The sequence below is a fragment of the Pseudomonas sp. NFIX49 genome, assembly GCF_900115915.1.
GTDB classification, from domain to species: Bacteria; Pseudomonadota; Gammaproteobacteria; order Pseudomonadales; family Pseudomonadaceae; genus Aquipseudomonas; species Aquipseudomonas pharyngis.
The window spans coordinates 686,947-710,376 of sequence record NZ_FOYE01000003.1; the positions used below are offsets into that span (position 1 = coordinate 686,947).

General features: G+C 62.2%; 25 protein-coding genes, 1 pseudogene and 1 riboswitch. Of the genes and pseudogenes, 7 read left to right on the forward strand and 19 right to left on the reverse strand.

What is annotated here, in order from left to right; genetic code table 11:
* Nucleotides 1–183 precede the first annotated feature (183 nt).
* Entirely contained in the window at nt 184–666 is a 483-nt protein-coding gene (locus BMZ46_RS11270; protein WP_039769836.1) for a hypothetical protein, read from the forward strand.
* Between the two features lie 146 nt (nt 667–812).
* Complete coding sequence (locus BMZ46_RS11275; RefSeq protein ID WP_074687575.1) at nt 813–2,084, forward strand: OmpP1/FadL family transporter; 1,272 nt, start codon at nt 813–815, stop codon at nt 2,082–2,084.
* An 81-nt stretch (nt 2,085–2,165) separates the two neighbouring features.
* On the opposite strand, the gene BMZ46_RS11280 is transcribed toward BMZ46_RS11275, so the two are convergent.
* From BMZ46_RS11280 to cobO, 14 genes and pseudogenes are all read right to left on the reverse strand, one after another.
* Complete coding sequence (locus tag BMZ46_RS11280; RefSeq protein WP_039769833.1) at nt 2,166–2,726, reverse strand: glutathione peroxidase; 561 nt, start codon at nt 2,724–2,726, stop codon at nt 2,166–2,168.
* A gap of 55 nt (nt 2,727–2,781) precedes the next feature.
* Nucleotides 2,782–2,904, reverse strand: a complete 123-nt coding sequence (locus tag BMZ46_RS29520; RefSeq protein WP_007950415.1) for a hypothetical protein — start codon at nt 2,902–2,904, stop codon at nt 2,782–2,784.
* Nucleotides 2,901–4,109 carry an MFS transporter gene (locus BMZ46_RS11285; RefSeq protein ID WP_039769832.1) on the reverse strand — a complete coding sequence of 403 codons (1,209 nt, stop codon included), beginning with the start codon at nt 4,107–4,109 and terminating at the stop codon, nt 2,901–2,903. The genes BMZ46_RS29520 and BMZ46_RS11285 overlap by 4 nt, the downstream gene beginning before the upstream one ends.
* A 54-nt stretch (nt 4,110–4,163) precedes the next feature.
* Nucleotides 4,164–4,568, reverse strand: coding sequence for a MarR family winged helix-turn-helix transcriptional regulator (locus BMZ46_RS11290; RefSeq protein WP_007950413.1), 405 nt, complete (start codon nt 4,566–4,568; stop codon nt 4,164–4,166).
* Between the two features lie 56 nt (nt 4,569–4,624).
* The gene (locus BMZ46_RS11295; RefSeq protein ID WP_074687574.1) at nt 4,625–5,356 is read right to left on the reverse strand and encodes an adenosylcobinamide-GDP ribazoletransferase; all 732 of its coding nucleotides are present in this window, start codon (nt 5,354–5,356) and stop codon (nt 4,625–4,627) included.
* Nucleotide 5,357: 1 nt separating this feature from the next.
* Entirely contained in the window at nt 5,358–5,933 is a 576-nt protein-coding gene (cobC, locus tag BMZ46_RS11300; protein ID WP_074687573.1) for an alpha-ribazole phosphatase family protein, read from the reverse strand.
* Complete coding sequence (gene cobT, locus BMZ46_RS11305) at nt 5,930–6,985, reverse strand: nicotinate-nucleotide--dimethylbenzimidazole phosphoribosyltransferase (RefSeq protein ID WP_074687572.1); 1,056 nt, start codon at nt 6,983–6,985, stop codon at nt 5,930–5,932. Before cobT ends, cobC begins: the two co-directional genes overlap by 4 nt.
* Nucleotides 6,982–7,503, reverse strand: coding sequence for a bifunctional adenosylcobinamide kinase/adenosylcobinamide-phosphate guanylyltransferase (cobU, locus tag BMZ46_RS11310; protein ID WP_074687571.1), 522 nt, complete (start codon nt 7,501–7,503; stop codon nt 6,982–6,984). The genes cobT and cobU overlap by 4 nt, the downstream gene beginning before the upstream one ends.
* Nucleotides 7,499–8,957 (reverse strand): annotated as a pseudogene (locus BMZ46_RS11315) (cobyric acid synthase); the annotation flags it as partial. The pseudogene BMZ46_RS11315 and the gene cobU, both read right to left, overlap by 5 nt.
* Nucleotides 8,954–9,961, reverse strand: coding sequence for a threonine-phosphate decarboxylase CobD (gene cobD, locus BMZ46_RS11320; RefSeq protein WP_039769822.1), 1,008 nt, complete (start codon nt 9,959–9,961; stop codon nt 8,954–8,956). The pseudogene BMZ46_RS11315 and the gene cobD, both read right to left, overlap by 4 nt.
* Nucleotides 9,954–10,862 (reverse strand): adenosylcobinamide-phosphate synthase CbiB, encoded by a 909-nt coding sequence (gene cbiB / locus BMZ46_RS11325; RefSeq protein WP_074687569.1) that lies wholly within the window; start codon nt 10,860–10,862, stop codon nt 9,954–9,956. Before cbiB ends, cobD begins: the two co-directional genes overlap by 8 nt.
* Nucleotides 10,859–11,509, reverse strand: a complete 651-nt coding sequence (bluB, locus tag BMZ46_RS11330; protein ID WP_039769819.1) for a 5,6-dimethylbenzimidazole synthase — start codon at nt 11,507–11,509, stop codon at nt 10,859–10,861. Before bluB ends, cbiB begins: the two co-directional genes overlap by 4 nt.
* Nucleotides 11,506–12,801: a cobyrinic acid a,c-diamide synthase CobB gene (locus tag BMZ46_RS11335; RefSeq protein WP_074687568.1), complete on the reverse strand. Its 1,296-nt coding sequence runs from the start codon at nt 12,799–12,801 to the stop codon at nt 11,506–11,508. Before BMZ46_RS11335 ends, bluB begins: the two co-directional genes overlap by 4 nt.
* Nucleotides 12,798–13,409 (reverse strand): cob(I)yrinic acid a,c-diamide adenosyltransferase, encoded by a 612-nt coding sequence (cobO, locus tag BMZ46_RS11340; protein ID WP_074687567.1) that lies wholly within the window; start codon nt 13,407–13,409, stop codon nt 12,798–12,800. The genes BMZ46_RS11335 and cobO overlap by 4 nt, the downstream gene beginning before the upstream one ends.
* Before the next feature lie 80 nt (nt 13,410–13,489).
* Nucleotides 13,490–13,716, reverse strand: a riboswitch (cobalamin riboswitch).
* A gap of 166 nt (nt 13,717–13,882) precedes the next feature.
* Here cobO and BMZ46_RS11345 point away from each other — a divergent pair.
* Both BMZ46_RS11345 and BMZ46_RS11350 read left to right on the forward strand, forming a co-directional pair.
* Nucleotides 13,883–14,467 (forward strand): hypothetical protein, encoded by a 585-nt coding sequence (locus BMZ46_RS11345; protein WP_039769816.1) that lies wholly within the window; start codon nt 13,883–13,885, stop codon nt 14,465–14,467.
* A gap of 65 nt (nt 14,468–14,532) precedes the next feature.
* Nucleotides 14,533–15,846, forward strand: a complete 1,314-nt coding sequence (locus BMZ46_RS11350; protein ID WP_074687566.1) for a PQQ-dependent sugar dehydrogenase — start codon at nt 14,533–14,535, stop codon at nt 15,844–15,846.
* 65 nt (nt 15,847–15,911) lie between these two features.
* On the opposite strand, the gene BMZ46_RS11355 is transcribed toward BMZ46_RS11350, so the two are convergent.
* From BMZ46_RS11355 to BMZ46_RS11375, 5 genes are all read right to left on the reverse strand, one after another.
* The gene (locus BMZ46_RS11355) at nt 15,912–16,448 is read right to left on the reverse strand and encodes a C40 family peptidase (protein ID WP_039769812.1); all 537 of its coding nucleotides are present in this window, start codon (nt 16,446–16,448) and stop codon (nt 15,912–15,914) included.
* Between the two features lie 219 nt (nt 16,449–16,667).
* Nucleotides 16,668–17,288, reverse strand: a complete 621-nt coding sequence (locus BMZ46_RS11360) for a C40 family peptidase (RefSeq protein ID WP_039769810.1) — start codon at nt 17,286–17,288, stop codon at nt 16,668–16,670.
* Nucleotides 17,289–17,502: 214 nt separating this feature from the next.
* Nucleotides 17,503–18,207, reverse strand: coding sequence for a DnaA regulatory inactivator Hda (hda, locus tag BMZ46_RS11365; RefSeq protein ID WP_007950396.1), 705 nt, complete (start codon nt 18,205–18,207; stop codon nt 17,503–17,505).
* Between the two features lie 209 nt (nt 18,208–18,416).
* Nucleotides 18,417–19,490: an AI-2E family transporter gene (locus tag BMZ46_RS11370; protein WP_039769808.1), complete on the reverse strand. Its 1,074-nt coding sequence runs from the start codon at nt 19,488–19,490 to the stop codon at nt 18,417–18,419.
* A gap of 35 nt (nt 19,491–19,525) precedes the next feature.
* Complete coding sequence (locus BMZ46_RS11375) at nt 19,526–20,590, reverse strand: DUF2066 domain-containing protein (RefSeq protein WP_074687565.1); 1,065 nt, start codon at nt 20,588–20,590, stop codon at nt 19,526–19,528.
* A 375-nt stretch (nt 20,591–20,965) separates the two neighbouring features.
* Here BMZ46_RS11375 and purM point away from each other — a divergent pair, with 375 nt between their 5' ends.
* From purM to BMZ46_RS11390, 3 genes are read left to right on the forward strand one after another with little or no spacing between them, the layout of a single operon-like run.
* Nucleotides 20,966–22,024 carry a phosphoribosylformylglycinamidine cyclo-ligase gene (gene purM, locus BMZ46_RS11380; protein WP_007950393.1) on the forward strand — a complete coding sequence of 353 codons (1,059 nt, stop codon included), beginning with the start codon at nt 20,966–20,968 and terminating at the stop codon, nt 22,022–22,024.
* Nucleotides 22,024–22,674 carry a phosphoribosylglycinamide formyltransferase gene (gene purN / locus BMZ46_RS11385; protein WP_039769803.1) on the forward strand — a complete coding sequence of 217 codons (651 nt, stop codon included), beginning with the start codon at nt 22,024–22,026 and terminating at the stop codon, nt 22,672–22,674. The genes purM and purN overlap by 1 nt, the downstream gene beginning before the upstream one ends.
* A gap of 8 nt (nt 22,675–22,682) precedes the next feature.
* Nucleotides 22,683–23,396 carry a DUF3108 domain-containing protein gene (locus BMZ46_RS11390; RefSeq protein WP_007950391.1) on the forward strand — a complete coding sequence of 238 codons (714 nt, stop codon included), beginning with the start codon at nt 22,683–22,685 and terminating at the stop codon, nt 23,394–23,396.
* Nucleotides 23,397–23,430 lie beyond the last annotated feature (34 nt).

A 23,430-nucleotide genomic window follows, 5' to 3' on the forward strand; every position in this document is an offset into this window, starting at 1 on the left:
CAACCGGTATAACGGTTATAACGGCGCGCCGGAAATATTTTAAAAACAGTCCTTTACGTCGCGAATATGACACTACACTTCAACTCAAGCGGCGTGATCCGCTTCCGGCGAGCCTGAGTCGATCCACAGCTGCCAAGCTCCCCCTTCAGGCCTCGCCGCCCAATAACAAGATCCGAGGGATTTATGGGTATCGCTGCCAGCGAACTGTGCCGCTATGTGATCCGTCCTACGCTGATCTACCTGGGACGTCACTGCGCAACCGCCGAATCCCTGCTGCTGGGCATTGCCGCCAGCCAGTCCGCCCTTGGTTCCGCCCTGCATGACCGTCGTGGCCACGGCCTGTACCGGATTGCCGAACACCGCCACCAAGCCCTTTGGGACCATTATCTTGCGCTGGATCCGGAACGCGCCAGCCTGGTTCGCGGCCTCGCCAGCCAGCATGCCTTCCTCAGCGGCCCGCACCTCGAACTGACCGTCAATTTGCGTTATGCCACAGCCATCGCCTGGCTGCTGGTCGAAGAACAAAACACTCCCCTCCCCGAGCCGGACGATCTGCTGGGCATGGCGCGTATCTGGCGTCAGACCTTTCAGCCCCAAGGTCGTCTGCGCGACTTCACCTGCGCCTGGCAAACCTGTGTTTCACCGCTGAATCAGGTCGCTTGCTGACGCGCTGTTTTCACAACATCGCCCAACAGGCATTGATTTTGGTCGGATTGTCCTACAAAACCGCTCTAACTCAAGGCATACGGACTATAGCGCCGGGACGAAAATGTTGGTAATTTTCGCCCCGGTGATCACCAGGAGTTCTAATAATGAAAAAAGTCATGCTCAAAACCACCCTTAGCCTTGCCGTAACCGTGGCATCCACCCAGATCTTCGCAGCTGGCTTTGCCATCAACGAACACAGCATCAGCGGGATGGGGACTGGGTACGCCGGGCGATCTTCTTCTGCCGACGACGCAAGCACCGTTTATGGCAACCCTGCCGGCATGTCGCGCATCACGCGCGAACAAATCACCGGTGGCGTTGCATTCCTCGACGCAAAAACCGATATCAGCGACGCCAGCTCCAGCCCGAACGGCGGCAGCAACAAAGGCGACATGGTGCCCTTCACCTCCGTACCTATGGGCTACTACGTCAAGCCGATCGACGAGCATTGGGCATTCGGTCTGGGTGTGTACGTACCCTTCGGCCTGATCACCGACTATGAAAACGGCTTCGCCGGCCGTTACTTCGGCAGCAAGTCCGAAGTCAAGATCATCACCTTCCAGCCAACGGTCAGCTACAAGTTCAACGATGTCGTGTCGATCGGTTTCGGCCCGACCATCAACCGCATCGACGGCTCGCTGGAATCCAACCTGTCGATTACTCAGGCAGCGCCGGACGGCAAGGTCAAGATCAAGGGCGACGACACCGCACTGGGCTACAACATCGGCGTGCTGGTACAGGCTACCGACAGCACTCGCCTGGGTCTGACCTACCACTCGAAAGTCGACTACAAGCTCGATGGCAACACCAAGGTCAACTACGGTGTGCTGGGCGCGATCGGCCTGGGTGCGAACCAGAAGTACGACGCTTCGCTGAAGATCACCACGCCTGAATCCGTGGACCTCTCTGTCACCCAGGCGATCAACGATCGCTGGAACGTCTACGCCGGTACCACCTGGACCCGCTGGAGCCAGCTGGAAAAGATCACCGTCAAGAACTCCGGCGTTCAGCCACTGCTGGCTGGCCAGTTCGGCGAGATCACCGAAGAACAGAACTGGCATGACACCTGGGCTTACGCCATCGGTACGTCCTACCAGTTGAACAAGGAATGGGTACTGCGTACCGGCCTGACGTTCGACCAGTCGCCGACCAACAACGTCGACCGTTCGCCACGCATCCCGACCGGCGACCGGACCATCTTCAGCATCGGTGCCGGCTGGAGCCCGACCGAAGACCTGACCATCGACGTCGCCTACTCGTACCTGAAGGAAGAGAAGGTCAACATCCGCAACGAAAACAATCGTGGCCAGAGCTACAACTCGCAGTATGAAAACTCGGCAAACGGCTTCGGTGTCGGCGCAACCTACCGCTTCTGATGCTGTACGGCGAGGCTAATGCCTCGCCCACTAAAAAGCCCCGCTCTCTTCACAGAGGCGGGGCTTTTTAATGGGCGTCGATCAGGGTTTCAGCGGCTGGGAGGCAATGGCTTTCTCGATGGCCGCCAGAAATTCAGGATCATCCGGTTTGGTCAGGCTGGAGAAATTGGCGATCACCTTGCCTTGGCGGTCGATGACGTATTTGTAGAAATTCCACTTCGGTGCGCTGCTCTGTTTGGCCAGCACCTGGAACAAGTGAGTCGCATCGTCACCCCGGACCTTCTGCGGTTCGGTCATGGTGAACGTCACGCCGTAGTTGGCGTAGCAGACCTTGGCGGTCTCGGCGCTGTCCTTGGACTCCTGCTTGAAGTCATTGGACGGCACGCCGAGCATTTCCAGGCCCTGGGCCTTGTAGCGCTGATTCAGCGCTTCGAGCCCCTCGAACTGCGGCGCGAAACCACAGAAGCTGGCGGTGTTGATCACCACCAGCGGTTTGTCGGCGTAGCGCTGACACAGGTCGATGGATTCCTTGGCCCGCAACTTGGGCAACGAACCTTGCAACAGATCCGGACAGTCCGCGGCCTGGGCCAGTCCGGTCAACGCCATCAGCAACGCGGGAACAGCACACCAGCGCTTGAGCATGTCGGGCATCCTTGAGCAATCGTCAGACCTCGACGTTACTCGCCCTCCCGCCGATCTAGCAAGCACCCATGCCCAACTGCATCAGCGCCAGCCCGCCCTGATGCCAGCCCCACCACACCAGCGCCAGCAACGCGGCGCCGAGTGCGGTGACGACGATCTGCGGCCAGAAACGGTTCATGCAGCGCTCGCACGCGGTTGCAGGCGCTCGACCGGGCGCTCGCGCACCGGCCAGTTCAGCGCCGCCGCCAGCAGACTCAGGAGAATCGCCACTTGCCAGATCAAGTCATAACTCCCGGTTCGGTCATACACCACCCCGCCCAGCCAGCCGCCGAGGAACGAACCCAACTGATGGAACAGAAACACGATGCCGCCGAGCATGGACAGGTTTCGCACGCCAAACAAGGTCGCCACCGTACCGTTGGTCAACGGCACCGTCGACAGCCAGAGGAAGCCCATGGCCATGCCGAACAGATAGGCCGAAGTCGTCGTGACCGGCAGCCACAGGAACAGCACGATCACCACGGCGCGCAGCAGATAAAGTCCGGTCAACAGACGCGGTTTGGACATCCGCCCGCCGAGCCAACCGGCGGTGTACGTACCGAAGATGTTGAACAGGCCGATCAACGCCAGCACCGTGGTGCCGACACTCGCCGGCAAATGCTGATCGACCAGATACGCCGGCAAGTGCACGCCGATGAACACCACCTGAAATCCGCAGACGAAAAAACCGAATGCCAGCAACCAGAAACCGGAGTGCGAACACGCCTCGCGCAGGGCTTCGGACAGGGTTTGCTCATGGCCGAGCACCGGCAGCGGTTTGTCCTTGAGCATGCTCACCAGCGGCACGATCAGCGCCACCAGCAGGCCCAGCACCAGCAATGCCGCCGACCAGCCGAGCCAGCCGATCAGCCCGAGGGTGCCCGGCAGCATGGCGAACTGGCCGAAAGAACCGGCAGCACTGGCAATGCCCATGCCCATGCTGCGTTTTTCCGGCGGCACGGCGCGGCCGACGACGCCAAGAATCACCGAGAACGAGGTCCCGGACAGTCCGATACCGATCAACAGACCGGCGCTCAGGGACAAACCCAACGCGGTTTCCGACAGGCCCATGAACACCAGGCCCAAGGCGTAGAGCACCCCGCCGATCAGCACCACTTTCGCAGCGCCAAAGCGGTCGGCCAGCGCGCCGGTAAACGGTTGCGCCAGGCCCCAGATCAGGTTCTGCAAGGCGATGGCGAAGGCGAACACCTCGCGACCCCAGCCGAACTGGGCGCTCATCGGCGACAGGAACAGTCCGAAGCCGTGCCGCACGCCCAATGACAACGCCAGAATCAGCGCACTCCCCAGCAACACCCAACCGCACGTACGCCACATCGAACTCATTATTATTCTCCAGTCGCGGGTATATACCCGCTTAGATTCGGAAAAAACCGGCCCTCAGGCCAGTTCATCCAATAGCCGCAGCAAGGTTTCACGCTTCTCGGCACCCAGCCGGTCGATCAACCGCTGTTGCGCCGCTTCCCAGGCCGGCAAGGCTGCTGCCAGGCGTTGCGCACCGGTTTCGGTGAGCCGGACGATGCGGTTGCGCATGTCTTCGCCCTCGGCCAGCGCCACCAGGCCCTCGCCTTCCAGCACCCGCAGATTGCGCCCGAGGGTGCTGCGATCCAGGCCCATGGCCTCGGCCAGTTCGGAAATGCTCGGCTGATCCAGGCGCTGCAGATTGCACAGCAGAGAATACTGGGCAACGTTGATCCCGAAGCCGTCGAGAGCGCCGTCGTAATGCCTGCTGACGCCACGCGCGGCGCGTCGCAGGTTGGTGCACAAACACTGAGAAGGAAGCATGATGCGTGTATATACCCGCGACTGTGTTAAATCAAGTTACAGATCAAAGTTACTTATCAAAACAAGGCCAGCCCGACCAGCACTGACATTTCCAGCAATTCCAGCAACGCGCCGGCCGTATCACCGGTGGTTCCACCCAGTCGCCGCACCATCAAATGCCGCAGCCAGATGAACACGACAACCGCCAGCAGCAACGCCACGACAGCGTCGAACCCGGCGATCGCCACACACGCCGCCGCACTCCCCGCCAGCACCTGCCAACCCGCCTTGCGCGGCAGATGATCGGCCAGCGCCTGCCCCAACCCGCCGGCCCGCACATAAGTCGTGGTGAGAAACAGCCCGAGCAACGCCGCTCGGCCGATCAGCGGCACGATGATCAACGCCGTGCCCTGCTGTTGTTCGATCAACGCCAGCAACGCGGCGAACTTGAGCAGCAACACCAGCACCAGCGTCACCACCGCGATCGGCCCGCTGCGCGGATCCTTCATGATCGTCAGCGTACGCTCGCGATCACCGAACCCGCCGAGCCACGCGTCGGCGCTGTCCGCCAGGCCATCAAGGTGCAACGCGCCGCTGAGCAGCACCCACACCGTCAGCAACAGCGCCGCATGCAACAGCAACGGCGTGCCGGCCAAGGCAATGTTCAGCGCCCAGAGAATGACACCGAACAACAGGCCCACCAGCGGATAAAACAGCAGCGACCGGCCAAGCTGTTCGGGCGTCGGCATCCCCGGCAGACGAATCGGCAGGCTGCCGAGAAATTGCAGGGCGATCCACAGAGGCAGCATTTCAGAGCACTTCCCTGAGCGAACCGTCGGCCTCGACGATCAGCGAAAACAGCGCGCCGTGGCCGACTTCAACATTGAGCAGTTGTTCACGGGGCAAGCCACGGGCCTGCGCCAGCAACAGACGCATGACGCCGCCATGACTGACCAGCAACACCCGCTCACCCGCGTGCGCCGCGTGCAGTCGCATCACCGCCGCCAGCACCCGCGCAGAAAAATCGCTGACCGGTTCACCCTGCGGCGGGGTAAACCCATAGGGATCCGCCCAGAACAAGCCCAGGCCCTCGGCATCGGTTTCCATCAGCGCCGCCGCGCTCTGCCCTTCCCAGGCACCGAAATGCAGCTCCTGCAGATTCTTGTCCAGAGAAACCGACAGCTCCCACTGCGCGCTCAACTCTTCAGCAAACCGCGCGCAACGCTGCAACGGCGAGCTGACCAGCCGATCCCACGGCCCCTGCCCGCTCACCGCCTCGCGCATCTGCGCCCAGCCTTTTTCGGTCAACGCATCGTCGAGGCTGCCGCGCAGGCCGCCGCCGAGTTCGGTTTCACCGTGGCGCAGCAGATCCAGACGCAGCGTCATGCCGGGCGGTCCGCTACCGCGGCTTCAGCGAAGGTTGCCATCTGGCCGTGCAGGTCGCAGGCCAGGCGCAACAACGGCACCGCCAGCGCCGCGCCACTGCCCTCGCCCAGACGCAGGCCCAGCTCGAGCAGCGGTTCAGCGCCGAGGGTTTCCAGTACATGGCGATGGCCCGGCTCGGCACCACGGTGACCGAACAGCAGCCACTCACGGCCGGCCGGATTCAGGCGCACCGCCACCAGCGCCGCGACCGTGCAGATGAAACCATCCACCAGCACCGCCACACCTTCCTGAGCGCACGCCAGATAGGCGCCAACCAGTGCCGCAATCTCGAAGCCGCCGAGATTGAACAGCGTCTGCAACGCATCGCCACGTTGCGCCGCATGCAGTGCCAGCGCCCGCTCGATCACCTGCGCCTTGTGGCTGACGCCTTCGGCATTCAGCCCGGTGCCGGGGCCGGTCAGATGCGCCACCGGGCAATCCAGCAAGGCACAAGCCAGCGCACTGGCGGCGGTGGTGTTGCCGATGCCCATTTCACCGCCGATGAACAATTGCGCACCCGCCGCCTTCGCGCGCAGCACGCTGTCGCGACCGCCCTGCAAGGCGAGTTCACCCTGAGCCTGACTCATCGCCGCGCCCTTGGCGAAATTCGCCGTGCCCGGGCCGATGTTCAGGTGGCGCACGCCCGGCAGGTTCAACGACGGGGTCACGGTGCCCAGATCCACCACTTCCAGCTGCGCGCCGAGTTGCCGCGCCAGCACGCTGATCGCCGCGCCGCCGCTGACGAAGTTCAGCAGCATCTGCCCGGTGACCTCCTGCGGGAACGCGGAAACCCCTTCGGCGACAACGCCATGGTCGCCAGCAAAAATCGTGATCCAGACCTGATCCAGTGTCGGCTTGATCCGGCCCTGTAATCCGGCCAACTGCACCGCCACCGATTCGAGCCGCCCGAGAGAGCCCGCTGGTTTGGTCAATTGCTGTTGACGCGCCGCCGCGTTTTCAACGGCGTCCGTATCCACCGGTTTGCACGGGTTCAGCCACCAGGCTTGGGTCATAACGCAGGTCCTTTCAAAGTCAGGGGCAGGCCGGCGACCGTCAGGACAACTCGCTGACAACGCTCGGCCAGAGCTTGATGCAGCCAACCGGCTTCATCGACGTAGCGGCGAGTCAATTCGCCCAGCGGCACGACACCCATTCCGGTCTCGTTGCTGACAAAAATGATTTCACCCGGCAGCGACGCCAGGCATTCGAGCAAGGCTTCACGCTCGGCGGCGAGGCGTTCGGCGTCGTCGAGCATCAGCAGATTGGTCAGCCACAGCGTCAGGCAGTCCACCAGCAGGCAACGCTTGGGGCCAGCGTTTTCGCGCAGCACACGGGCCAGTTCCAGCGGCTCTTCGATCAACGCCCATTCAGCAGGACGACGGGCGCGATGATGGGCGACGCGCTCATTCATCTCGCCGTCCAGTGGCTGACTGGTGGCGATGTAAGTGACGGCCAGCGCGCTGTCAGTAGCGAGTTTTTCGGCCAGGCGACTTTTGCCGGAGCGGGCGCCGCCGAGGATCAACTGGAGCATGGGGAGATTCCACAGAGTTCACGTAACAGCCCGGTATCCAGGTGCTTCTCCACCAGATCCGCCAGCCGTTCGATATCGCGTTCGCGCAAGCCGTGGTAATCCACCTCCTGCACATTGTTCAGACCGGCCCAGCGCAACAGCGCGGCACTGGCCGCCGGCGATTCGAACAGGCCATGCAGGTAGGTGCCGAAAATCTGCCCGTCGAGACTTTGCGCGCCGTCGCAGCGACCGTCGTCCAGATGCACGGCAGCATTTTCCAGCGCAGGTCCCGTGGTCACGCCGGCATGGATTTCATAACCACTGACCTCGGCATCTTCCAGCGCCAGACGCCCGCGCACATTGCGCAACTGCTTCTCGGCTTCGAGCTGTGTTTCGAACCCCAGCAAACCAAGACCGGCACTGGAACCCGGCGCGCCTTCCAGGCCCAGCGGATCGTGCACCTGCTCGCCGAGCATTTGCAGACCGCCGCAGATCCCCAGCAGCTTGCCGCCGTAACGCAGGTGACGGCGAATGGCGGTTTCCCAGCCATTGGCGCGCAGATACGCCAAGTCACTGCGCACACTTTTCGAGCCCGGCAGGATGATCAGATCAGCCGGGGGAATCGCTTGCCCCGGGGCGATGAATTGCAGATCAACTTGCGGATGCAGACGCAGCGGATCGAAATCGGTGTGGTTGCTGATGCGCGGCAGCACCGGCACCACCACTTTCAGGACTTGCTCGGCCTTGTCGGTCTGGCGCTGGTCAATGCCGTCCTCGGCTTCCAGATGCAGATCCATCACGTACGGCAGCACGCCCACCACCGGTTTGCCGGTGCGCTGTTCCAGCCAGTCGAGACCCGGTTGCAACAAAGCGATGTCGCCGCGAAAACGGTTGATGATGAAGCCTTTGACCCGCGCCTGTTCGCTCGGTGACAGCAGTTCCAGCGTGCCCACCAGATGAGCGAAGACGCCGCCACGATTGATGTCGGCGATCAGCAACACCGGGCAATCCACCGCCTCGGCGAAGCCCATGTTGGCGATGTCGCCGGCGCGCAGATTGATCTCTGCCGGCGACCCCGCGCCTTCGACCATCACCAGCGGATAGGCGGCACTCAAACGTTCGTGGGAGGCGAGCACCGCCTGCATGGCGATGGCTTTGTAGTCGTGATAGGCGACGGCGTTCATGCTGGTGACCGCACGACCGTGGATGATGACCTGGGCGCCGGTGTCGCTGTTGGGCTTGAGCAGCACCGGATTCATGTCGGTGTGCGGCTCGAGAAACGCCGCCTGGGCCTGCACCGCTTGCGCGCGGCCGATCTCACCGCCGTCGGCAGTCACCGCACTGTTGAGCGCCATGTTCTGCGGTTTGAACGGCACCACGGCAACGCCCTGACGGGTTGCCCAGCGGCACAGCGCCGTCACCAGCGTGCTTTTGCCGGCGTCGGAGGTGGTGCCCTGCACCATTAATGTGGTCATGCTGGTTTTTCCATGGAGCAATGCTTGGCGAATGCTTGCAGGGCTTGCTCAAGACGCGCCTCGTCGGCGGCATCGGCGGGCAGGCCGAATCGCAGGCTGCTGTTGTGCGCGAACAGACGCAGGAGAATGCCGCGTCGGGCCATGAATTCGTGCAGCGCGGCGGCCTGTTCGGTGATCAGCCACTGAAACAGCGCACAGCCACCCTGCGGCTTGAAGCCGTGGCGCTCAAGCAGCGCAGCCAATCGTTCGCTGGCCTCGTCGCTGCGGATGCGCTGACGCGTGTGGCCTTCGGTGTCGCGCAGACAGGCCTGACCCAGCACCCGGGTCGGCCCGCTGACTGCCCAGGGCCCGACCTGTTCGGCCAGCAACCGGAGCAACTTGCGCTCGGCCAGCACGAACCCCAGCCGCACACCGGCCAGACCGAAAAACTTGCCGAACGAGCGCAACACGATCAACCCCACTTGATGCGCATGCGGGGCGAGACTCAGCTGCGGCGTGTTGTCCATGAACGCTTCATCGACCACCAGCCAGCCGCCGCGCTGGGCCAGCCGCGCATGCCAGTCGAGCAGGCGCGCCGGGGTCAGATTCAGGCCCGTGGGATTGTTTGGATTGACCACCACCAGCACGTCGAGGCTGTCGAGAAAGAAGTCGACTTCCTGCTCCAGCACCTCACGCACGATATAGCCGCTGCGCCGCCAGGCTTCAGCATGCTCGGCGTAACACGGCGACAGCACGCCGACCTTGCCGGCACGGCGCAATCGCGGCAGCAGTTGAATGGCCATCTGCGAACCGGCCACCGGCAACACCTGGCTGGCGCCGTAGTAATCGCAGGCGGCCTGCTCCAGACCGTCATCGTTTTCCGGCAGGCGCGCCCACGCCCGCAGCGGAATCTCCGGGACCGGAAACGGCCACGGCGCAAGACCCGTGGACAGGTCGAGCCAGTCTTCTTCCGCGATGCCGTACTCGAGCGCCGCCCTGCGCAACCGGCCACCGTGCTCAAGCATAGAATTCAGCCCCCACGCAGAGAATCAGCAGCCATAACCATACCCCGCGCTGGACCAATTGCCAGCCGCGATCAATGGAATTGGCATCCGCCGGTGTGCCCTCGCCCAATTGCGGACGCTCGTGCAGCTCGCCGTGGTAAATCGCCGGCCCGCCCAGTTCGACACCCAGCGCACCCGCGCCGGCGGCCATCACCGGGCCGGCGTTCGGGCTGTCCCATTTCGGCGCCTGAGTGCGCCAGCATTTCAACGCCAGTCGGGTTTTGCCGAGCAGCGCGTAGGTCAACGCTACCAGCCGCGCAGGAATGTAGTTGAGGACGTCGTCGATTTTTGCCGCCGCCCAGCCGAAACGCTCGAAACGCTCGTTGCGATAGCCCCACATCGCGTCGAGCGTATTGCTCAAACGGTAGAGCACCACGCCCGGCGCACCGGCCACGGCAAACCAGAACAGCGCGGCAAACACCGCATCGCTGCCGTTTTCCAGCACCGACTCGGTGGCGGCGCGGGCTACGGCGGTGCTGTCCAGCTCATCGGTCTGACGGCTGACCAGATACCCCACACGCTTGCGCGCCTCTTCCAGATCATCGGCACGCAGGGCCTTGGCCACCGGCTCGACGTGCTCACCCAGGCTGCGCATGCCGAGGGCGCAATACAGCGCAAGAATCTCGACGATCCAGCCCACGTAAGGCGCCCAGGAAAACGCCGTGGCCAGCAGGGTCAGCGGCAACACCGCGATCACCCACGCGGTGACGCCATGGCTACGCCAGCCGCGACCGCCGCTATTGAAACGTTGCTCGATGCGCCCGGCGAAATTACCGAACGCCACCAGCGGATGCCAGCGTTTCGGTTCACCCAGCAGCGCATCCAGCGCAACCGCGGCGACACTCAACAACGCCACACTCATTGACTCACTCCCCAAAAATTTTCATACAGCAGCTCATTGAGCGGACGCGCCTGCGCCCACCCTTCGAGTACCAGCATCGGCGCCGGATAGAATTCCTTGACCGGCCCCAGGCAAAGCACCGCCAGCGGCTTGGCCCCGGCCGGCAGTTTCAGCAGATCGGCCAGCGCCTGCGGCTCGAACAGCGACACCCAGCCCATGCCCAGGCCTTCGGCACGCGCGGCCAGCCACAGGTTCTGGATCGCGCAGGACAATGAGGCCATGTCCATTTCCGGCAGCGTGCGACGACCAAAGATGTGTTTTTCGCGATCGTCCATCAACGCGGCAACCAATACTTCGGCGCAGTCGTTGATGCCCTCGACCTTGAGTTTCATGAATTCGTCGCTGCGCTCGCCGAGGGCTTCGGCGGTACACACGCGTTCTTCTTCAACAAGGTTCTGGATCTGGCCACGTAGAGCGCGGTCGCTGATGCGGATGAAGCGCCACGGCTGCATCAGGCCGACGCTCGGTGCCTGATGCGCGGCTTCAAGCAAACGGCGCAACACGTCAGGCTCGACCGTACCGCCGCTGAAGTGGCGCATGTCGCGGCGTTCGGCGATGGCGCGGTAAACCGCTTCGCGCTCGGCGTCAGTAAAGGCGTTGTCGGTCATGGCACCAACAGTGCGGCAATCGCCGACGGATTCGACGGGAAGTAAAAGTGCACGTACGAGGCGGTCATCCGCCCTTCCCTGTAAACCGCTTCCGCGCCGCGCCCGCCGTTGGGGCTGTGGCCACGGGCAATCGGCGTCAGTTCGGTGGTGGTCAGGGAATGGTGATAGGTATGGCCGCGCAACAAGCCTTCCGGCAGGTCGACCTCTTGCAAGGCCAGTGCGGCGAGGCGCTTTTGCATCACGGCGTCGCCACTCAACAGGCCGACCAAATCAGCGCGGGTGCCTTCGACATCCGTCAACGAGTCGAGCAGATAAAGCATGCCGCCACATTCGGCGAGCAGCGGTTTGCCGGCCGCATGATGCGCGCGGATCGCTTTGAGCATGTCAGTGTTCTGCGCCAAGGCAACGTGGTGCAATTCCGGATAACCGCCAGGCAGGTACAAGCTGTCGGCTTCAGGCAATTGCGCATCGCGGATCGGCGAGAAGAAACTCAGCTCGGCGCCCATCGCCCGCAGCAGATCGAGACTGGCGCCGTAGGTAAAAGCGAAGGCTTCGTCGCGGGCGACGGCAATTCGCACGCCTTCGAGCAGCTTTTCGGTCTCAACGATTGCTGGCGCGGCGAATTCCACGGCCGGTGGCAGCGCTACCTCGCAAGTGCCGGCCAGTGCTTCGGCGGCGGCGTCGAGGCGCACATCGAGATCATTAAGTTCACTGGCCTGCACCAGACCGAGATGGCGGCTCGGCAGTTCGATCCCGGTTTCCCGGGACAATGCGCCGTACCAGCGCAAACCTTCGGTGAGGCTGCCTTCCAGCAACTGTGCATGGCGCACGGTGCCGACGCGGTTAGCCAGTACGCCAGCGAACGGCAGATCCGGCTGATAGCGCGCCAGACCCAGAGCCAAGGCGCCAAAGGTCTGGGCCATGGCCGTGCCGTCGATCACGCCGAGCACCGGCACGCCGAAATGTCGCGCCAGATCGGCACTCGACGGCGTACCGTCAAACAAACCCATCACGCCTTCGATCAGGATCAGGTCGGCTTCAGCGGCGGCTTCCCACAACAGGCGACGACTTTCCTGCTCGCCGACCATCCACATGTCCAGTTGATAAACCGGCGCACCGCTGGCGCGCTCGAGGATCATCGGGTCGAGAAAGTCCGGACCGCATTTGAACACGCGGACCTTGCGCCCCTGATTGCGATGCAGACGGGCCAGTGCGGCGGTGACGGTGGTCTTGCCCTGACCGGAGGCCGGCGCGGCGATCAGGACCGCCGGGCAGTGACGTGGTTGATTCAAAGTTCGACGCCTTTCTGCGCTTTGATGCCGGCCTGGAAGGCGTGCTTGATCATGCCCATTTCGGTGACGGTGTCGCCCATCTCGATCATTTCCGGCTTGGCGGCGCGACCGGTGACGATCACGTGCTGCATCGGCGGACGCGCCTGCAGATCGCTGAGTACCTGATCCAGGTCGAGGTAACCGTGCTTGAGCGCGATGTTCAGTTCATCGAGCACCACCAGACCGATCGATGGATCGCGCAGCAGTTCGCGGGAGACATCCCAGGCTGCTTCGGCGGCGGCGATGTCGCGCTGGCGGTCCTGGGTTTCCCAGGTGAAGCCCTCGCCCATCACGTGAAAACGCACTTGCTCGGGGAAGCGGCGGAAGAACATTTCTTCGCCGGTGCTGTTGCGGCCCTTGATGAACTGCACCACACCGCACTGCATGCCGTGGCCCATGGCGCGGGCGAGCATGCCGAATGCCGAGCTGCTTTTGCCTTTGCCATTGCCGGTCAGCACCAGCACCAGGCCGCATTCGTCTGGCGAATTGGCGATGCGTTCGTCGATCACGGCTTTTTTGCGCTGCATGCGCGCCAAGTGGCGCTCGTCGCGTTCGGGGGAATCAGTCATGGGGGAGCTCTCCGTTGAGGCTGGATAACGGCGGGCAGGCACAAGAATAGACGGCAACAAGCCTGGCATCGCCCACCGTGATGCCGCTGGATGGATCAGGCCGGTCTCCGGGCTCATGAGCGGCGTTGGCCTGGCTGCGCGCCTTCCCGCTTTTACGCAGTGGCATCAGACGCAGCTTTTACTCATTTACCGTTGCGGGGGCAGCGCCGGGATCGTGAGGGTTCATCGCTTGAAGACCCGCCTCACCGGCTTCCCTGTTTCACTCTGTCGACATGCGCCACAGAGCACCTGAAACAAGCCGCGAAGGTTAGAGGGTTGGGGGTGGAGCGTCAATTGAAGAGGGGCTTGTGCGGCGAATAACTGCCGCCGATCAATTAACTGACGCCAATCTTGTGCCACACTGCCAGCAGTGATATCAAAGAGCCATGCTCTTTGACTGCAGAGAGCCCATCACAATAACAAGGGAGAGCCCCATGCAAGGCATGATCATCAGCAATCCGCGGCTGGAATTCCTGCGCCCGGTGCTGGAACGCTGGTTTGACTGTATCGACCGCTACAACGCCGTGCGCGGCGACAACGACACGCCCTACTGGCACGACGAAAAAGCCAACCTCGGTCTGCTGTCGGCCGCCGCGTGGATGGCTGAACTGGTCACGCTGCGCGACACTGCCACCCGCAAACAGAACGAAGAGGGCGAGCGCAACGCCCGTGCCGATTTGTTTATTGCTGGCGCCGAGGATCGCGCCTTCATTCAGGCGACCCAACGCTGGCCGCGCGTCACCAGCCTGAATCTGACCCAGGCCCTGGCGGATATCACCAGCGACGCCAAGCGCATCAGCTACGCCAGCGACCTGAAACTCGGCTGCCTGTTCGTCGCCCCGCAAAAAGCCCAGCACAGCGCCAGCCCGGAGGAATTGCAGGACATGGTCGACGACCTGCAGAAGGAACACACCTGCGCCGTCGCCTGGTATTTCCCCTACGCCTACCGCAAATTGCGCAGCGAAGCCGGCAACTATCACCCCGGCATTGCCGTGCTGTTCAAGGAAGCCCGCGGCTGAGGGTTGAACCATCGGGCTTGTGCGCTTCTCTATGTTTAGGAATGCATTCATAGGGAAGATCAGCAATGCGCAAGCCCCAGCTCGTTTTCGTCATCGTGCTCGCCGGAGGGCTCGCCGCCTGTGGTGAATCCTCCAGCCTGCAAGTCTCCGACGGCACCGGTCCGTCACCGAAACTGCCCGAACCGAACAAGACCCTGATCCCGACGGTGAACATCGCCCCGGCCATTGGCTGGCCGGCCGGCGCGAAGCCGACGGCAGCGGCAGGCACTCAGGTGGCAGCCTTTGCGGAAAATCTCGATCACCCGCGCTGGTTGTATGTGCTACCCAACGGCGACGTGCTGGTGGCGGAAACCAACGCCCCACCCAAACCCGACGACGGCAAGGGCATTCGCGGCTGGGTGATGAAGAAAGTCATGGGCCGTGCCGGCGCCGGCGTGCCCAGCCCGAACCGCATCACACTGTTGCGCGATGCCGATCATGATGGCGTGGCCGAAACTCGCACGGTGTTCCTGCAAAACCTCAACTCGCCGTTCGGCATGACCCTGGTCGGCAATGATCTGTACGTCGCCGATACCGATCGCCTGCTGCGCTTTAACTACGAGCCCGGCGCGACCGAAATCAAGAGCCAGCCGATCAAGGTCGTGGATTTGCCGGGCGGCACGCTCAACCATCACTGGACCAAGAACGTCATCGCCAGCAAAGACGGCAGCAAGCTGTACGTCACCGTCGGCTCGAACAGCAACGTCGGCGAAAACGGCCTCGATCAGGAAGAGGGGCGTGCGGCGATCTGGGAAGTAGATCGCGCCACCGGCAACCACCGGATTTTCGCTTCGGGCATCCGCAATCCCAACGGCCTGGCCTGGGAGCCGCAAAGCGGTGCGCTGTGGACTGCCGTCAACGAACGCGATGAGATTGGCAGCGATCTGGTGCCGGACTACATCACATCGGTCAAGGACGGTGGTTTCTATGGCTGGCCGTTCAGCTACTACGGCCAGCACGTTGACGTGCGCGTGGAACCCCAACGGCCGGACATGGTGGCCAAGGCCATCGCTCCGGACTACGCCGTCGGCCCGCACACCGCATCACTGGGGCTGACCTTCGCCGAGGGCAATCGCTTGCCGGCACAGTTCAAGGAAGGCGCATTCATTGGCCAGCACGGCTCGTGGAACCGCAAGCCGCACAGTGGCTACAAGGTGATCTTTGTGCCGTTTGCCGCTGGCAAGCCGAGCGGAACGCCGGTGGACGTGCTGACCGGATTTCTCGACAAGGACGAGAACGCTTTGGGTCGCCCGGTCGGCGTGGTGATCGATCAGCAAGGTGGGTTGCTGGTAGCCGATGACGTGGGGAACAAGGTGTGGCGGGTGTCAGCGGCCCGCTAATGTATTGCAGGCATTAAAAAACCCGTGGGAGCCATTCAGCTCCCACGGGTTTTTAAGTATCTGGATTACGGGTTATGCGCCAGATGCTCCGGCTGCAGAACGCGCTTGGCGCTCAGATAGGCTTTCTGCCAATAGGCTTTCGACAGGCTGTCCAGCTTTACCGTGCCGCCAGTGGCTGGTGCATGAACGAAGCGCCCTTCCCCGACGTAGATCCCCGCATGACTGACCTGAGAGCCGCCATTGGTGGCGAAGAAGATCAGGTCGCCGGTCTGCAGCCCTTCCTTGCCGACGTTCGGCGCCTGCATGACGATCATCTCGCGGGTCGAACGCGGCAGGCTGATGCCGGCGGCATCGCGGTAAACGAAACCGATCAGGCCACTGCAATCAAAGCCCGAATCCGGCGTATTGCCGCCCCAGCGATAAGGCGTGCCGACCAGCCCCAGCGCGCGGAACAGCACGTCTTCGGCAGCAGGCGAAAAGGTCTGGGAGGATCCGAATACGATCGGAGCGCGAACCACCGGCGCAGGCGGCGGAGTGCGGCTGGCGCAGGCGCTGAGCAGCGCGGCGAAGAACATCAAGGCAAAGCGGGCCGACATCGTCATATGCAGAACATCCTGATCTGGCTGCGGCTTTGACTGCCGATTCGATAGAAAACAAAACCGCCTGCGTTGGGACGCAGGCGGTTTGCCATCAATATAGATCAGGATTCTAGCGGCTACGCGGCAAACTTCAAGTAAGACTTTAACTTCACCTTGTAAAGTTTAGGTCTATTGCGATTGAAGGGCCGCTTTGTCGCCACCAGCGTGGCGACAAATGCGTGATTACTTGCGAGCGGTAACCACGGTTGGAGCGTTCGCCAAAGCGCGTTTGGCTTCGATAAAGGTCTTGCTCCAGTAGCTGTCGCCCAGGCTGTCGATGCGAACACCGCCGCTGCGACGAGAGCTGGAATGGATGAACTGGTTGTCGCCCAGGTAGATCCCGGCGTGGCTTACACGACCGCGACGACCATTGGTGGCGAAGAACAACAGATCGCCTGGCTCAAGGTTGCTGCGCGAAACCAGCGGCGCATCCACGTTGATCATTTCGCGAGTGGAGCGTGGCAGGTTCATGCCGGCTTCTTCGCGGAACAGATAGCCGATGAAACCGCTGCAATCGAAACCGGCTTCAGAGGTACCGCCGAAACGGTAACGGGTACCGATCAGGGACATGCCGCGTTCGAGGATGCTGTCGGCCAGAACCGGAAGCTGGTAAGGCTTCTTGCCGTTGAAGTCGGCGAGTTCTTTTTCGGTGTCCAGCTCTTCCTGGTAAATAACAGAGGACTGGGCGGTGGCAGAATTTTTTACCTGTTGTTGCTGCTCTTGATTAACAGGTGAATGAGCAGCGCAACCGAACAACAGGGTGACGAGTGCGAGAGGCACGAGGGGTGCGAAGCGCTTTAGCATGGGCACGACCGTGGCTGATAGTTGTAAAGAAGCCGAGACTATGCCCGCTATCAGCCTCATTTGCAAATTCAATCGATCTTTTTGTGACTTCCCGGTTTCTCGTTTACATCTAAGCGCTTAAGCCTATTTGAATCGAAACGCGGCCTGTGCACCCCACAGGAAAGCGGGTTTTCTGGCGCCTGAAATATGCCGAAACCGGCTGAAAGCCCCGGTTTTACCAGCCCAGCGTTTCTTTCAGGAAGGGAATGGTCAGCTTGCGCTGAGCCTGCAAAGAGGCCTGATCGAGCTGCTCCAGCAGATCGAAAAGCGCGCTCATGCTGCGGGTACCGCGAGTCAAAATAAAATGCCCGACTTCATCGGTCAGGTGCAGACCGCGACGGGATGCGCGCAATTGCAGGGCACGCAATTTGTCTTCATCGGAGAGAGGACGCATCTGGAAGATCAGCGCCAAGGTCAGGCGCGATTTCAGGTCGGCGAGTTTGATCGGCAGTTCACGCGGCGAAGTGGACGCCGCGATCAGCAGACGGCGACCGCTGTCACGCAGACGGTTGAACAGATGAAACATCGCCTCTTCCCAGTCCGCCTTGCCGGCAATAACCTGCAAGTCATCCAGGCAGACCAGTTCGTACTGTTCGAGGTTGTCGAGAATTTCGATGCCGCGATCCATCAACTCGGCCAGCGGCAGGTACACCGCCGGTTCACCCATCTGTTCGAAGCGCAGGCACGCGGCCTGCAACAGATGCGTCCGCCCTACCCCGTGCTTGCCCCACAGATAGATCAGGCTTTCGGTCCAGCCGGCGTCGGCTTCGCATAGACGCTCGACATAGCCGAGTGCAGCGGCATTGGCGCCTGGGTAGTAGTTGATGAAGGTGGCGTCGTCACGCAGACGCACACCTAGGGGCAGCTGAATCGGTTTCATGCTGACTGAACAGTTCCCAAGGAACCGTTAGTGGCCTCTGTGTAAAGTGAGCGAAGTTTATACCCGTGAAGCGGAGCGCACAATGCGACAGACCCCAAGCAAAATCAAAGGTTTGCGTTAACGTGCTGGTTTTATGACAGTTTCTTTGGCGCCATGGCCTGCAGGAGACGGGCCAACCCGGCAATCCACCGGGCAGCCCGCGCATCACATTACAACTCCGGCTCATCCACCCCGCTATAGATGTCGGAATCCTTGTACAGATCGTGGACGTGTCGCACCAGCACCATGATCACCGCCGCCACCGGCAATGCCAGCAGCACACCGGTGAAGCCGAACAGCTCGCCACCGGCCAGAATCGCGAAAATCACCGCCACCGGGTGCAGACCGATCCGATCCCCCACCAGCAAAGGCGTCAGCACCATGCCTTCCAGTGCCTGGCCGACCATGAACACCGCGACGATCCCGATCATCGGATACAGATCGCCACCAAACTGGAACAACCCGGCAATCAGCGCCGCGCCGATGCCGATCACAAACCCCATGTACGGCACAATCGCCGCCAGCCCTGCAATCAGACCGATCAACAGGCCCAGCTCCAGCCCGACAATCATCAGACCGGCCGCATAGATCACGCCCAACGCCAGCATCACCAGCAACTGCCCGCGCACGAACGCGCCCAGCACTTCATGGCACTCACCCGCCAGCGCCACCACACGTTCTTCGCGATCACGGGGCAACAGGCCACGGATCTTGGCCATCATCACGTCCCAGTCACGCAGCAGGTAAAAGCTCACCACCGGGATCAGCACCAGATTCGCCAGCCAGCCGATCAGCGCCAGGCTCGAGGCCGTCGCCTGACTCAGCACCACACCGACGATGTCGGTGGTCTGGCCCATGTGTTCGCTGATCGCGGCTTTGACCTTGTCGAACTTCCAGAAGCCGTCAGACAGCCCCAGCTTCGATTGCGCCCATGGCACGGCAGTGTGCTGCAACCAGTCGAGCATTTGCGGCGCCAGTTCATACAGCCGTACTAATTGCTTGGCGAGCATCGGCACCAGCACCAGCAACAACGCAGTGACGATCAGGGTGAACAAGGCGAACACCGCGATAACACCCCAGGTGCGAGACAGCCCCAGGCGTTCCAGACGATCGACGAGCGGATCGAACAGATAGGCGAGCAGCAGCGCCACCAGAAACGGCGTAAGGATCGGATGCAGCAACCAGACAAACGCGCAAAGCAGGAGCACCCCACCGAGCCAGAACCAACGCCGCGTATCGGCCATGTAACACTCCATTGCTTATATATAAGAAAGAAAAACTACCAGCGGAACCGCAAGGACGGCGCCGCCGGTGTCGGTGTCGGTGTCGGCGCAACGGTTGGCGCCGCCCCGACGACCGCAGGCTGAGGCGCAGCCACCGGAGCCGGTGCCTCGGCCGGCAGTTCCTGCAACTTCGCCAGCGACAATTGCGCTCGCAATTGATCGGCACTGCCGTTGACCCGATAGAGGATGCGATCGGCATCGACACTCTGCAGACGCACGCCGAACGGTTCGAGTAACCGCAGCAGCGCCGCGTAGTGCTCCAGATTCATGCCCTGCACTTCCAGGGTCTGCTGGCCGGACGCGCCCGGCTTGGCCACAAAGCGTGGCGCCAGACGTTCAGTGACCGCCAGCATCACCGCATCGGCCACCGCCGCCTGATCCGCGCCCTGCACGTTGCCCGCCTCTTTTTTATCGCCCAGCCACAATTGCCATTTGGCCTGCCATTGCCCGCTTTCTTCGCGCGCATGCACGGCGAGCAAGGCGTCAGCGTTATAGCGCTCGGAAGCGTTACGCAGCGGCGCCGGGTCGGCCCCTTCAAGCGCAGGCGCGGTTGCGACCAATTGCTCACTCAAGTCCGCCAAAGGCAGGCGCAACGGCAATCCACGGTGCTGGGCGGCGCGGCGCAACGGTGCGGCACTGGCCTGACCGTCGCCCACCAGGCTCGAACCCTCGGTCGAATCGTTCAGCCACCAGCTCAGGATCGAAGGCCGGTTGGCACCCCACAGCGCCAGCCCGGCGCGGCGCAACGCCTGCTCGGTGGTTCCCGGATCGAAATCGACCTTCAGCACTTCCGGCGGCCCGGCATCGAAACCGAACTGACTGATGATCTGCTGCGGATCCTTGCGAACCGGCGCCAGCCCCGGGTTCTGCGGGGCCTTCGGGTCACCGGTCAGGCGCAGCACCAGCGTATCCAGCGCAGCCTGGGTCGCGCGATCGCGCTCCTCTGGCGACTGGCCAGTGACCGGTTCGCGCACCTGATAAAGACCTTTGAGATTTTCCGCCTGGGTCGCCAGGCTGATCAGAGACAAACCACCCACTAACAGCAATTTACAAAAACGCATGGAGAATTCCCGTCGACAAGAGCGGCTGGAACAGGCCGCGTGCACCGTTGTGGCAAGCCTGTGACCACAGGCCGTCGCAAAACATTCACACGCGGTCGGTAAGTTTTTGCACAGTCCTAACGATAGACGGTTCCTTATACAGGCACCCGTGATGTCATCCACAGCGTCAATTGCAAAATTTTTCCATCGATATGCCCCTGCCCGTCGGCGTGAGGATGGCCGCTGCCCCTCAAGCCTGATAAAATCGCGCGCCTTCGCAGACCGGCAACAGCCGGGCACCCCGAACTTCGCGTGAGGCAATCGCCCCTGTCGGATTCGGCGTTCCCGCTGAACTCGGTCGTTACCCCTGAATCCCCTCCCCTAAAGGCCTGGATCATGAGCAAGCAACCCTCCCTGAGCTACAAGGACGCCGGTGTAGACATCGACGCCGGTGAAGCATTGGTCGAACGCATCAAGAGCGTCGCCAAGCGCACTGCGCGCCCGGAAGTCATGGGCGGCCTGGGCGGTTTCGGCGCCCTCTGCGAGATCCCGGCCGGTTACAAGCAGCCGGTACTGGTTTCCGGTACTGACGGCGTCGGCACCAAGCTGCGTCTGGCGCTGAACCTGAACAAGCACGACAGCATCGGTCAGGACCTGGTCGCCATGTGCGTCAACGATCTGGTGGTGTGCGGCGCCGAGCCGCTGTTCTTCCTCGACTACTACGCCACCGGCAAGTTGAACGTCGACGTGGCCGCCACTGTGGTCACCGGTATCGGTGCAGGCTGCGAACTGGCTGGCTGCTCGCTGGTCGGCGGCGAAACCGCTGAAATGCCGGGCATGTACGAAGGCGAAGACTACGACCTGGCCGGCTTCTGCGTCGGCGTCGTGGAAAAAGCCGAAATCATCGACGGCTCGAAAGTCGCCACCGGTGATGCCCTGATCGCCCTGCCATCGTCCGGCCCGCACTCCAACGGCTACTCGCTGATCCGCAAGATCATCGAAGTGTCCGGTGCCGACATCGAAACCGTTCAGCTCGACGGCAAGCCGCTGACCGAACTGCTGATGGCTCCGACCCGCATCTACGTGAAGCCGCTGCTCAAGCTGATCAAGGACACCGGTGCGGTCAAGGCCATGGCCCACATCACCGGTGGTGGCCTGCTCGACAACATCCCGCGCGTTCTGCCAAAAGGCGCTCAAGCCGTGGTTGACGTGGCCAGCTGGAACCGCCCGGCCGTCTTCGACTGGCTGCAAGAGAAAGGCAACGTCGACGAAACCGAAATGCACCGCGTGCTGAACTGCGGCGTGGGCATGGTGATCTGCGTGGCTCAGGAGCACGTTGAAGTTGCCCTGAACACCCTGCGTGACGCCGGCGAGCAGCCTTGGGTCATCGGTCAGATCGCTGTCGCTGCCGAAGGCGCGGCTCAGGTCGAACTGAAGAACCTCAAGGCTCACTGATGTCCCAGACCTGTGATGTCGTGGTGCTGTTGTCTGGCACCGGCAGTAACTTGCAGGCCCTGATCGACAGCACGCGGACCGGCGACAGCCCGGTCCGCATCGCTGCGGTGATTTCCAACCGCGCCGACGCCTACGGCCTGCAACGCGCCAGTGACGCGGGTATCGCCACCCGCTCGCTGGATCACAAGGGATTCGAGGGCCGCGAGGCCTTCGATACCGCCCTGATCGAACTGATCGACGAATTCAACCCCAAACTCGTGGTACTGGCCGGCTTCATGCGCATTCTCAGCGCTGACTTCGTCCGTCACTACCAGGGTCGCCTGCTCAACATCCACCCGTCGCTGCTACCCAAATACAAAGGGTTACACACTCACCAGCGCGCGCTGGAGGCCGGCGACGCCGAACACGGCTGCTCCGTGCACTTCGTCACCGAGGAACTCGATGGCGGACCACTGGTCGTACAGGCAGTAATCCCGGTAGAGTTGCACGATTCGCCGCAAAGTCTGGCGCAGCGGGTTCACGCTCAGGAACACCTGATCTACCCGATGGCCATACGCTGGTTCGCCGAAGGACGGCTGAGCCTCGGCGAGCAAGGTGCTTTACTGGATGGCCAGCCACTGCCGGCCAGCGGTCACTTGATTCGAAACTAGGAGATATTATGCGTCGCGCCCTGCTCTTCGCTTGCGCTCTGCTCGCCCTGCCCTTCGCGCAGGCGGCAGACCTTCAACCGTTCTCCGCCAGCTACACCGCCGACTGGAAACAGCTGCCCATGAGCGGCACCGCCGAGCGCAGCCTGACCAAACAGGCCAACGGCGTCTGGAAGCTCAGCTTCAAAGCCTCGATGATGATTGCCAGCCTGTCCGAGGAAAGCACCCTGACCCTGGACAAGGACACCCTGCTGCCACAGTCCTACCACTTCGAACGCGGTGGTCTGGGCAAGGCGAAAAAGGCTGACCTGGACTTCGACTGGGCCAACAAGCTGGTGACCGGAACCGACCGCGGCGACGCGGTGAAAATCCCGCTCAACCGCGGCATGGTCGACAAATCCACCTATCAACTGGCGCTGCAGCATGACGTGGCCGCCGGCAAGAAAAGCATGAGCTATCAGGTGGTCGATGATGGCGAAGTCGATACCTACGACTTCCGCGTGCTGGGTTCGGAAAAAGTCGAAACCAAGGCCGGCCAGATCGATGCGATCAAGGTCGAGCGCGTTCGCGACCCGACACAAAGCAAGCGCATCACCGTCCTGTGGTTCGCCAAGGACTGGGATTACCTGCTGGTTCGCCTGCAACAGGTCGAAACCGACGGCAAGGAGTACAACATCATGCTCCTCGACGGTACGGTCAACGGCAAGACGGTCAAAGGCAGCTGATCCGAAACAAAATCAAAAAGCCCCGCAAATGCGG